The sequence below is a fragment of the Sphingopyxis sp. L1A2A genome (assembly GCF_005502465.1).
Classification (GTDB): domain Bacteria; phylum Pseudomonadota; class Alphaproteobacteria; order Sphingomonadales; family Sphingomonadaceae; genus Sphingopyxis.
The window spans coordinates 138,956-149,643 of the sequence record NZ_SCOT01000006.1 but is presented as its reverse complement, the minus strand read 5'-3'; the positions used below and the strand labels follow the sequence as shown (position 1 = coordinate 149,643).

Here is a 10,688-nt window from a genome sequence, read left to right as displayed (position 1 = left end):
ATATGTGTATAAGAGTCAGGTTCGCCGCGCGAGGTCAACGCGATGTCGAGGGTCGCCGCCGCGACGCCGATGATGGCGCAATATTGGTCGCTGAAAGCGCAGGCGGGCGACTGTCTACTGTTCTACCGCATGGGCGATTTCTTCGAACTGTTCTTCGACGATGCCAAGGCCGCGGCGGCGACCCTCGACATCGCGTTGACCTCGCGCGGCGAACATGACGGGCAACCGGTGGCGATGTGCGGGGTGCCGGTGCATGCCGCCGAATCCTATCTCGCGCGGCTGATCCGCGCCGGGCATCGTGTCGCGATTGCCGAACAGGTCGAAACCCCCGCCGAGGCCAAGGCGCGCGGCGGGTCGAAAGCGCTGGTGGCGCGCGCCATCGTGCGTTTCGTCACCGCCGGGACGCTGACCGAGGAAAGCCTGCTCGAAGGGCGCAGCGCCAACCGCCTCGCCGCGCTCGCCGAGGTCGGGAGCGCGGGCGAGGTGGCGATCGCGGCCGCCGATATTTCGACCGGGCGGTTCGAGGTGGTGGCGGTGCGGCCCGAGGCGGCCGATGCCGAACTGGCGCGGCTCGCGCCGTCGGAGTTGCTGGTCGGCGAAGCGGCTGGCGAACTGCCCATTTCGTCGGCGCGCCAGGTCGTGCGCCGTCCTGCCGCCGAGTTTTCCAGCACCGCGGCGCAAAAGCGGCTCGAAACCTTCTTTGGCGTCCAGACGCTTGATGGTTTTGGCGCCTTTTCGCGCGGCGAGATCGCGGCAATGGGCGCGCTCGTCGCCTATCTCGACCATGTCGGTACCGGCCAGCCGATCTTCCTCCAGCCGCCGGTGCGCCATCTCGCGTCGGGCCGCATGGCGATCGACGCCGCGACGCGCGAAAGCCTCGAACTCGTCCGTACGATGACGGGGACGCGCGACGGCAGCCTGCTCGGTACCATCGACCGCACCGTCACCGCCGCGGGCGCGCGGCTGCTCGCCGACGATCTCGCCAGCCCGCTGACCGACAAGCCCGCGATCCTCGACCGGCTCGACCTCGTCGATGGCCTCGCGCGCGATGCGCTGTGGCGCGGCGAGCTGCGCGCCGCGCTGCGCGCGCTGCCCGACGCCGGACGCGCGCTCGGCCGCCTCGTCGCCGGGCGCGGCGGGCCGCGCGATCTCGCGCAGCTGCGCGACGCGCTCGGCGGCGCGCGGCTGCTCCGCGAACGCCTCGCGCGGCGCCCCGATCTGCCGCCCCTGCTCGCGTGCCTGCTCCCCGCGCTCGACGGCCATGGCGCGCTGGTCGACGAACTGTCGCGTGCCTTGATCGAAACCCCGCCGGTCGATGCGGCGCAAGGCGGTTACATCGCCGAAGGCTACGACCACGCGCTCGACGCCTTGCGCGAAACCGCGCGCGACGGACGCAAGGCGATCGCCCTGCTCGAGGCGGGGTATCGCGACCGCACCGGCATCGCCTCGCTCAAGATCCGCCACAATGGCGTCCTCGGCTATCATGTCGAGGTGCCCGCGAAGCACGCCGACGCGCTGATGCTCCCCGAATCGGGTTTCACCCACCGCCAGACGCTCGCAGGCGTCGTGCGTTTCAATTCCGCCGACCTCCACGAAGCTGCAAGCCGCGTCACGCAGGCGGGCGTCCACGCCGTCGCCGCCGAAGCCGCGCATCTCGAATCGCTCACCGAATTGGCGGTGGCACGCCGCGAGCACATCGCCGCGAGCTGCGACGTGCTCGCACGGATCGACGTCGCCGCGGCGCTCGCCGACCACGCGATGAGCCACAATTGGTGCCGCCCCGACCTTGCCGACACGCCGTGCCTCGATGTCGTCGGCGGGCGCCACCCTGTGGTCGAGGCGGCGCTCGCGAAAGCGGGCGAGCGTTTCGTCCCCAATGATCTGTCGCTGTCGGAAAGCGACCGGCTGTGGCTTGTCACTGGCCCCAACATGGGCGGCAAATCGACCTTCCTGCGCCAGAATGCGCTGATTATCGTGCTCGCGCAGGCGGGCGGCTTCGTCCCCGCCGCCTCGGCGCGGCTTGGCCTCGTCGACAAATTGTTCAGCCGCGTCGGCGCCAGCGACAATCTGGCGCGCGGGCGTTCGACCTTCATGGTCGAAATGGTCGAAACCGCCGCGATCCTCGCGCAAGCGACCCCGCAAAGTTTCGTCATCCTCGACGAGGTCGGGCGCGGCACCTCGACCTATGACGGGCTCGCGCTCGCCTGGTCGGTGGTCGAGGCGGTGCATGAGGTCAACCGCTGCCGCTGCCTGTTCGCGACCCATTATCACGAGCTCACCCGCCTCGCCGAAACGCTCGATGCGCTGTCGCTCCACCATGTCCGCGCCCGCGAATGGCAGGGCGATCTGGTTCTGCTCCACGAACTTGCCAAGGGCCCCGCCGACCGCAGCTACGGCCTCGCCGTCGCGCGCCTTGCCGGCGTCCCCGCGGGCGTCGTCAAGCGCGCCGAGGCGGTGCTGGCAAAGCTCGAAGCGGGGCGCCAGGCGACCGGCGGCCTCGCCGCGGGGCTCGACGACCTGCCGCTGTTCGCCGCGACCCTCGCCGCCGCGCCGGTGGCGGCGAAGGATGCGCTCCGCGACGCGCTGGGCCAGATCGACCCCGACGCGCTCGCCCCGCGCGAGGCGCTCGACGCGCTCTATGCGCTCAAGCGGCTGCTGGCGGACGAGGCATGAGCGACCTGTTCGACAATCTTGACCAGCGCCGCGCGATCATCGATCGCCGCGCGCTGGCCGACCGGCTCGACGAGATTGCGGCGACTACCCCCGACAGCGCGGCGCGCCGCCGCGCGATGGTCGCGCTGCTCAAGACCGCGCTCGACGACGCGCGGGCGGAGATCGACCGCCGCCTGCGCGCCCGTCCGTCGGCGGGGCGCGTCGCGGCGAGCGCTACCGCCTTCCTGATCGACCAGATCGTCCGGCTCAGCCACGACTTCACCGTCGATCATCTCTATCCCTCGGCGAACCGCTCGGCGGGCGAGCGCCTCACGCTGATCGCGGTCGGCGGCTATGGCCGCGGCGAAATGGCGCCGCACAGCGACATCGACATCGGCTTCCTCACCCCGTTCAAGCAGACCAGCTGGACCGAACAGGTGATCGAGGCGCAGCTTTATACGCTGTGGGATCTGGGGCTGAAGGTCGGCCACTCCTCGCGCTCGCTCGACGAGATGGTGCGCGCCGCCAAGGATGACCTGACGATCCGTACCGCGCTCCTCGAAGGCCGCTTCATCTGGGGCGACCGCGCGCTCTATGATCAGGCGTCGGCGCGCTTCGATGCCGAGGTTGTCGCCGGCAATGCGCGGGCGTTTGTCGCCGAAAAGCTCGCCGAGCGCGACGAGCGCCACAAGCGCATGGGCGATTCGCGCTATGTCGTCGAACCCAATGTGAAGGAGGGCAAGGGCGGGCTCCGCGATCTCCACACCCTGTTCTGGATCGGCAAGTTCATCCACCGCGTCCGCACCGTTCCCGAGCTGGTCGATGCCGGATTGCTCAGCGCGCGCGAGCTCAGGCAGTTTGAACGCGCCGAAAATTTCCTGCTCGCCGTCCGCTGCCATCTCCACACGCTGTCGGGGCGCGCCGAGGACCGGCTGACCTTTGATTTTCAGCGCGAGATCGCGGCGCGGATGCAATTTGCCGACCGCCCGGGCAAAAGCGCGGTCGAGCGTTTCATGCAGCTCTACTTCCTCCACGCCAAAAGCGTCGGCGACGTCACCGGCACCTTCCTCGCGCATCTCGACGACCAGATGGCGGCGCGCGGCCGGCGCTTCCTGCCGACGATCCGGCGGCGCCCCGGCAAGCTCAATGGCTTTGTCCTCGACCGCGGCCGCCTCGCGCTGCCCGGCGACGATTTTTTTCAGGCGGACCCGGTGCGCCTGATCGAAATCTTCGCGCTCGCCGACAAACACGGCCTCGAAATCCATCCACAGGCGATGCGGCAGGCGCGACACGAGGCGAAGCTGATCGAGACGCAGGGGGTGCGCCGCAACGCGCGCGCCAATGCGCTGTTCCTCGACGTGCTGACGTCCCCACGCGATCCCGAAACGGTGCTGCGCTGGATGAACGAGGCGGGGGTGTTCGGCCGCTTCGTTCCTGATTTCGGCCGCGTCGTCGCGCAGATGCAGTTCGACATGTATCATCACTACACCGTCGACGAGCACACGATCCGCGCGATCGGGCTGCTGTCCGACATCGAACAGGGGCGGCTCAAGGACGATCACCCGCTGTCGACCGCGATCATGGACCAGATCCATTCGCGCCGTGTCGTCTATTGCGCGGTGCTGCTTCACGACATCGCCAAGGGGCGCGGCGGCGATCATAGCGTACTCGGCGCCGAACTGGCGCTGCGCGTCTGCCCGCGGCTGGGACTCAGCGACGCCGAGACCGAGACCGTCTCGTGGCTCGTGCGCTATCATCTGCTGATGTCGGCGACCGCGTTCAAACGCGACCTCGCCGATTTCAAGACGATCCTCGATTTCGCGGGACAGGTGCAAAGCCCCGAACGGCTGCGCCTGCTCCTCGTCCTCACCGTCGTCGATATTCGCGCCGTCGGGCCGGGGGTGTGGAACAGCTGGAAACGGCAGTTGCTCACCGAACTCTACGATGCCGCCGAAGAAGTGCTGCGGCTCGGCCACAAACAGCGCGGCCGCGAACAGCGGATCGCGAGCAAGAAGGACGCGGTCGCGGCGCAATTCGGCTTCGATCGCAAGACGTTCGACAAGGTCGCGAGACAGCTTCCCGAAAGCTATTGGATCGCCGAACCGGTCGAGGTCATCGCCGCCAATCTGGTCCACATCCGGCAAGCCGGCGACGCGCCGCTGCACATCGCCGCGGTCCCCGACGACGATCGCGGCGCGACCCTGGTGATGGTGCTCGCCGCCGACCATCCGGGGCTGTTCTATCGCATTGCGGGGGGCATTCACCTGGCGGGCGGCAACATCATCGACGCGCGCATCCACACCACCCGCGACGGCCTCGCGCTCGACAATTTTCTCGTCCAGGATCCGATCGGTCGCCCGTTTGACGAACCCGGACAGATCGGCCGGCTGACCCGCGCGATCGAGGATGCGCTCGCCAACCGCCAGAAACTGCTCCCCAAACTCGAAGCCCGCGCCCTCCCGCGCACCCGCGCCGAAGCCTTCCGCATCGCCCCCAATGTCTTTGTCGACAACAAGGCGTCAAACCGCTTCACGGTGATCGAGGTCAACGCGCAGGACCGCCCCGCGCTGCTCAACCAGCTCGCCTATGCGCTGTTCCAGTCGAAGGTGACCGTCCACAGCGCCCACGTCGCCACCTATGGCGAACGCGCGGTCGATACGTTCTATGTCACCGACCTGATCGGCGACAAGATCGACAGCGCGGCGCGGGTGAAATCGCTGGAAAAACGCCTGCTGGAAGCCGCGACGAGCCAGAGCGAGGACGCGGTGGCGGCCTAGAAGTCGAACCCCTGCTGGACTGGCGCCATGGGCACGCCTTCGAGTTCGAGCATGCGCGCCTTCGACAACGGACCGCCCGGCGCCGAAAAACCGCCGATCGCCCCGCCTGCCGCGAGGACGCGGTGACAGGGGATGATCAGCGGCACCGGATTTGTCGCCATTGCCTGCCCAACCGCGCGGGCATGTTCGGGGCCAACATCCAGCGCGCGCGCCACCGCACCATAGGTTGTCGTTTCGCCCCAGCCGAGCGTTCGCACATGGTCATAGACGCGTGCGAAAAAGGGCGGCTGGTCGCCGGGATCGACCGTCACGGCAAAAAATTCGGTGCGTTCGCCGGCAAAATATCGGATCGCCGCACCTATGATCGCCGCAATCCCGGCCGATGGCTCGGCACGGACCGCATCAGGCAGCCGGTGCAGCATCGACCGCGCGGTTTCGGAAGCGGTCGGCGCGGGCAGCCGCAGCGCGGTGACGCCTGCGGCGGTCCAGCCGATCGCTGCGACCCCGGCCGCGGTTTCGAAAAGCTGATACTGGCATTGTCCGGTCATGCCCGTTTCTCCGTCCTTGCGCGCGATATAGGGTCGGATGGTGCTGAAGCCATAGGGGCCGGGAATGAATGGGCGGGTGGGGAACTGCCACTATCGTCATCCCGGACTTGATCCGGGATCCGTCGCTACGGCCGCCGCATGGACCCCGGATCAAGTCCGCGGTGACGAAGAGCGAAATATCCCATGGCTTCACCACGGGGAGGATCAACGTCCGCAACCCGCCGCACGGCGGGCGCTCTCAACCCCCGGTCGGCGCTGTCATGGCGGCCGCAGCGGCCAGCAATCCGCCGTTGAACCGCTGCGACAGCGCGGCGTCCGGGATCGCGTTGAACGCATGAATCGCGCCGGCATAGCTGTGCAGGTCCACGGACACCCCCGCGGCAACCAGCCGGCGCGCATAGTCGAGATTCTCGTCGAAGAAGAGGTCGAGGCTGCCGGTCGCGATATAGGCGGGGGGCAGGCAGGTCAGATCCTCGGCCAAACTCGGCGAAAACCAGCCGCGCCGGGCATCGTCGGCCCGGTAATCGCCTTGTAGCGCGCGCCAGCCGAAGCGGTTGCTCGCGCGCGTCCAGATGAATTCGCCGGTCGTGGGATTGTCGTACGGACAGGCATCGCCGCCGGTGCGATGATCGAGCATCGGATAGGTCAAAAGCTGGCCCGCGATCGCCGGGCCACCGAGATCGCGCGCCATGATCGCGAGCGCCGCGGCAAGGCCGCCGCCCGCGCTTTCGCCCGCGACGATGATCCGGTCGGCGTCGAAGCCGAGCGCATCGGCTTGCCCGGCGAGCCATGCCAGCGCCGAATGGCAATCTTGCTGCGGCGCGGGAAACGGGTTTTCGGGCGCGAGGCGATATTCGACCGACGCGACCGGCACCCCTGCCGCAGCGGCCAGCGCCGCGGGTCCGGCTTGCAGCTGTTCAGCCGATCCCATAACCATGCCGCCGCCATGGATGTGCAGGATGGCGCCGCCCCCCGGATGGGTTGCGGCCGGGCGGTAAAGGAACACCGGCACGTCGGGGCCGCCATGGATCGACGGTACGACCAGCTTTTCGGGCGCGATGACCGGCGGTGGCAGGATGGCATAGGTCTCCGCCGCCTTCGCCCGAATCTGGGCGATCGGCGCGGCGTCGAGATTGACCCGAGGGAACAGGTCAATGATGGGCGCGATCTCGCGGTCGACGAGGTGGCGGGTGTCCATGGCGAAACTCTCCCTTTCTTCCCGCGCTGCCGCGAAGATCACCCCCGCAGCACCGCCCCAACCTTCGCCGCCGCCGCGACCACCTTGTCGGCGATCGCCTTCAGCTCGGCGTCGGTGAAGCTCTTTTCCACTGGCTGCAATTCGACCTCGACCGCCAGGCTCACCTGACCCTCGGGCACGCCCTGCCCGGTGAAGCGGTCGAACAGGCGCGCATCGACGATGCTCGCCTTGTCGGCGCCGCGGATCGCACGGACCAGCTCGGCGGCGGTCAGGCTGGTCGGGGCCAGGAACGCAAAGTCGCGGCGCACCGATTGCAGCGCGGGCGGGGTAAGGGCGGCGCGCGCTGGGCCGCTCGCGCGCTTTGCCGGGATCGCATCGAGGAAAATCTGCACCGCCATCACCGGGCCATCGACGTCGAAATGGCGGGTCAGCAGCGGGTGGAGCGCGCCGAACTCGGCGAGCACCGCCTTGGGACCGAGCCGCAGCGTCGCCGACTGGCCGGGGTGCCAGATGCTGCCCTCGCTGACCGCTTCCATCACCTGCAAGCGGTCGGCGGGGGCGCCCGCGGCCTCAAGCAGCGCCAGCGCCGCGGCCTTGGCGTCGAACGCATCGAACGCTGCCGCCTTGCCCGCCTGCCAGCCGCGCGCGCGCTTGTCGCCCGCCATCAGGATCGCCAACGTCGGATGCTCGGCGCCCCTCAGATAGCGCCGCCCGATTTCGAACAGGCGGATGCTACCCGCGCCGCGATTCTGGTTGCGCTGCGCCGCGGCGAGCAGGCCGGGGAGCAGCGACGGGCGCATGACCTTCAGATCTTCGCTGATCGGATTGGCGAGCGACCAGTCGCCGCCGCCGAACGGCGCGGCATCGCGGTCGCTGATGAACGACCAGGTCACCGCTTCGTGGAAGCCTGACGATGCCGCGGCGCGGCGCATACGGCGTTGGAGCATCTGCTCGGCGGTCGCGGTCGGTTTGGCGACGCCATCGCTGCGCGGCAGTGGCACCGACGCGATCGCGTCGAAACCGGTGATGCGCGTGACTTCCTCGACCAGATCGGGGGCGCCGTCGATGTCGCGGCGCCAGCTCGGCACCGCGACCTGCCAGCGGCCGCCCTGTTCGATGACGGTAAAGCCCAGCGCGGTCAGAATCTCTTTCTGCCGTTCGGCCGCGATCGCGATGCCGCCGAGCGTGGCCGATAGCGCCGGGTCGTAATCGACCGTCTTCACCTCGGCGGGCGGGGTGCCCGCGCGCGTCACGGCCGAGGGGGAGCCGCCGCAGATCGCAAGAATATGCGCGGTGACGATCGCGGTCGCGTCGTCGAGGAAGGCGGGATCGACGCCGCGCTCGAACCGGCTGCGCGCGTCGCTGGTCAGCGCGAGCGCCTGTCCGGTCAGCGCGATGCGCTCGGGGGTGAAATAGGCGATTTCGATCAGCACGTCGCTCGTCGTCTCGCTGCACCCGCTATGCTCGCCGCCCATGATGCCCGCGATGTCGTGGACGCCGCTGTCGTCGGCGATCACCGTCATCGTGTCGGTCAGCACATAGTCCTTGCCGTTGAGCGCGGTGACCGTTTCGCCCGCCTTCGCGCGGCGCGCGACGAGCGCGCCGGTCAGCCTGGCGCGGTCATAGATATGGCTTGGGCGGCCGAGGTCGAACATGACATAATTGCTGATGTCGACGAGCGCCGAGATCGAACGCTGGCCGACCGCTTCGAGGCGGCGGCGCATCCATTCGGGAGCGGCGCCGTTGGTGACGCCGCTGATCGTGCGGCCGTAAAAGGCGGGACAGCCTTCGGGGTCGAGGGTAGCGATTTCGGTCGCGGGTGCGCTTGTCCCGACGATGGTCGGGACGGCGAGCGGCTTCAGCGTGCCGAGCCCTGCGGCGGCGAGGTCGCGCGCGATGCCGCGCACGCCCATGCAATCCTGCCGGTTCGGGGTGATCGAAATGTCGATCACCGGATCGCCCGCGCCGCTGTAATCGGCGAAGGGTGTGCCGATCGGGGCGTCGGCGGGGAGTTCGATGATCCCATCATGATCGTCGCCCAGCTCCAGCTCGCGCGTCGAGCACATCATGCCGTTCGATTCGACCCCGCGGACGGCGGCGACCTTCAGCTCCATGCCGTTGGCGGGAACGACCGCGCCGGGCAGGCCGAGCACGCCGACCAGTCCGGCGCGTGCATTCGGCGCGCCGCACACGACGGTCAGCGGCGCGCCGCCGTCGCCGGTATCGACCGTCAGCACTTGCAGCTTGTCGGCCTGCGGATGTTTCTCGGCGGTCAGCACCTTGGCGACGCGGAAACCCTTCAGCCTGTCGGCGGGATTCTCGACGCCTTCGACCTCATGGCCGATGCGGTTGAGGGTATCGACAATATCGGCGACCGCGAAGTCACCTTCCAGATGCTCGCGGAGCCATTCGAGGGTCAGTTTCATGCCGAAATCCCCCCGCTCAGCGTCGGGACACTCAGCGCGCCGAATCCATAATGCGCCAGCCAGCGAAGGTCGCCGTCGAAAAAGGCGCGCAGGTCGTCCATGCCATATTTCAGCATCGCCAGCCGGTCGACCCCGACCCCGAAGGCAAAGCCCTGCCATTCGTCGGGATCGAGCCCGCAATTGGCGATGACGCGGCGGTTCACCATCCCGCTGCCGAGCAGCTCCATCCACGCATGGGCATCATCATCGCCATGCCCGCCGACGATGCGGCGGCCCTTTTCCTGCTTATAGCCGACATCCACTTCCGCCGACGGTTCGGTGAAGGGGAAATAGCTCGGGCGCAGTCGCAGGACGATGTCGTCGCGCTCGAAATAGGCCTTCAGGAAGGTCTCAAGCGTCCACTTCAGATGCCCCATATGGATGCCGCGGTCGATGACGAGACCTTCCACCTGATGGAACATCGGGGTATGCGTCGCATCGCTGTCGCTGCGATAGACGCGGCCGGGCGCGATGATGCGGATCGGCGGCTGCTGGCTCATCATCGTGCGGATCTGGACCGGCGAGGTGTGGGTGCGCAGCAGCATGGCGCGGCCCTCGGCATCCTTGTCGGGGAAATAGAAGGTGTCGTGCATCGCGCGTGCCGGATGCGTTTCGGGAATGTTGAGCGCGGTGAAATTGCGCCAGTCATCCTCGATTTCGGGACCGGTGGCGACGGCAAAGCCCATGTCGGCAAAGATTTCGGCGAGCTCGTCCATCACCTGGCTGACCGGATGGATGCTGCCCTTGGGCGCGGCATCGGCGGGCAACGTCATGTCGATCCGCTCGTTCGCCAGACGGGCGTCGAGTACCGCGCTTTCGAGCGCCGTCTTACGGCTGGCGATGGCGGCATTTGCTTCGCGCTGATAGCCGTTGAACAACGGCCCAAATGACGAGCGTTCGTCCTGGGTCATTTGACCCAGTTTTTTCATCAGCAGTGTGATTTCACCGTTTTTGCCCAGAAACTGGACGCGTAATGCTTCAAGCGCGTCCAATGTTTCAGCGTGGTCAATCGCCAAAATAGCCTGATTGATGTCGAACACTAATCATC

6 protein-coding genes are annotated in these 10,688 nt (G+C 67.9%); 2 read left to right on the top strand and 4 right to left on the bottom strand.

Translation table 11 applies throughout. The features are described 5' to 3' along the window. Window positions 1-42 precede the first annotated feature (42 nt). Entirely contained in the window at window positions 43-2,673 is a 2,631-nt protein-coding gene (gene mutS, locus FFS68_RS06325; RefSeq protein WP_137752339.1) for a DNA mismatch repair protein MutS, read from the top strand. After that, on the top strand, window positions 2,670-5,429 hold the full coding sequence (locus tag FFS68_RS06320; RefSeq protein WP_137752338.1) for a [protein-PII] uridylyltransferase: 2,760 nt from the start codon (window positions 2,670-2,672) through the stop codon (window positions 5,427-5,429). Before mutS ends, FFS68_RS06320 begins: the two co-directional genes overlap by 4 nt. Here FFS68_RS06320 and FFS68_RS06315 read toward each other — a convergent pair. The 4 genes from FFS68_RS06315 to pheS form a co-directional block, all read right to left on the bottom strand. Further along, window positions 5,426-5,977 carry an MGMT family protein gene (locus tag FFS68_RS06315; RefSeq protein WP_137752337.1) on the bottom strand — a complete coding sequence of 184 codons (552 nt, stop codon included), beginning with the start codon at window positions 5,975-5,977 and terminating at the stop codon, window positions 5,426-5,428. The two genes, FFS68_RS06320 and FFS68_RS06315, sit on opposite strands and share 4 nt — an antisense overlap. A gap of 238 nt (window positions 5,978-6,215) precedes the next feature. Beyond that, window positions 6,216-7,175 carry an alpha/beta hydrolase gene (locus FFS68_RS06310; RefSeq protein ID WP_137752336.1) on the bottom strand — a complete coding sequence of 320 codons (960 nt, stop codon included), beginning with the start codon at window positions 7,173-7,175 and terminating at the stop codon, window positions 6,216-6,218. Window positions 7,176-7,213: 38 nt separating this feature from the next. Continuing rightward, on the bottom strand, window positions 7,214-9,601 hold the full coding sequence (gene pheT, locus FFS68_RS06305; RefSeq protein WP_137752335.1) for a phenylalanine--tRNA ligase subunit beta: 2,388 nt from the start codon (window positions 9,599-9,601) through the stop codon (window positions 7,214-7,216). Next, entirely contained in the window at window positions 9,598-10,680 is a 1,083-nt protein-coding gene (gene pheS / locus FFS68_RS06300; RefSeq protein ID WP_137752334.1) for a phenylalanine--tRNA ligase subunit alpha, read from the bottom strand. Before pheS ends, pheT begins: the two co-directional genes overlap by 4 nt. Window positions 10,681-10,688 lie beyond the last annotated feature (8 nt).

Coding starts and splice junctions, on each gene's coding strand:
- mutS (WP_137752339.1), top strand. CDS start 43: ATGTCGAGGGTCGCCGCCGCGACGCCGATGATGGCGCAATATTGGTCG.
- FFS68_RS06320 (WP_137752338.1), top strand. CDS start 2,670: ATGAGCGACCTGTTCGACAATCTTGACCAGCGCCGCGCGATCATCGAT.
- FFS68_RS06315 (WP_137752337.1), bottom strand. CDS start 5,977: ATGACCGGACAATGCCAGTATCAGCTTTTCGAAACCGCGGCCGGGGTC.
- FFS68_RS06310 (WP_137752336.1), bottom strand. CDS start 7,175: ATGGACACCCGCCACCTCGTCGACCGCGAGATCGCGCCCATCATTGAC.
- pheT (WP_137752335.1), bottom strand. CDS start 9,601: ATGAAACTGACCCTCGAATGGCTCCGCGAGCATCTGGAAGGTGACTTC.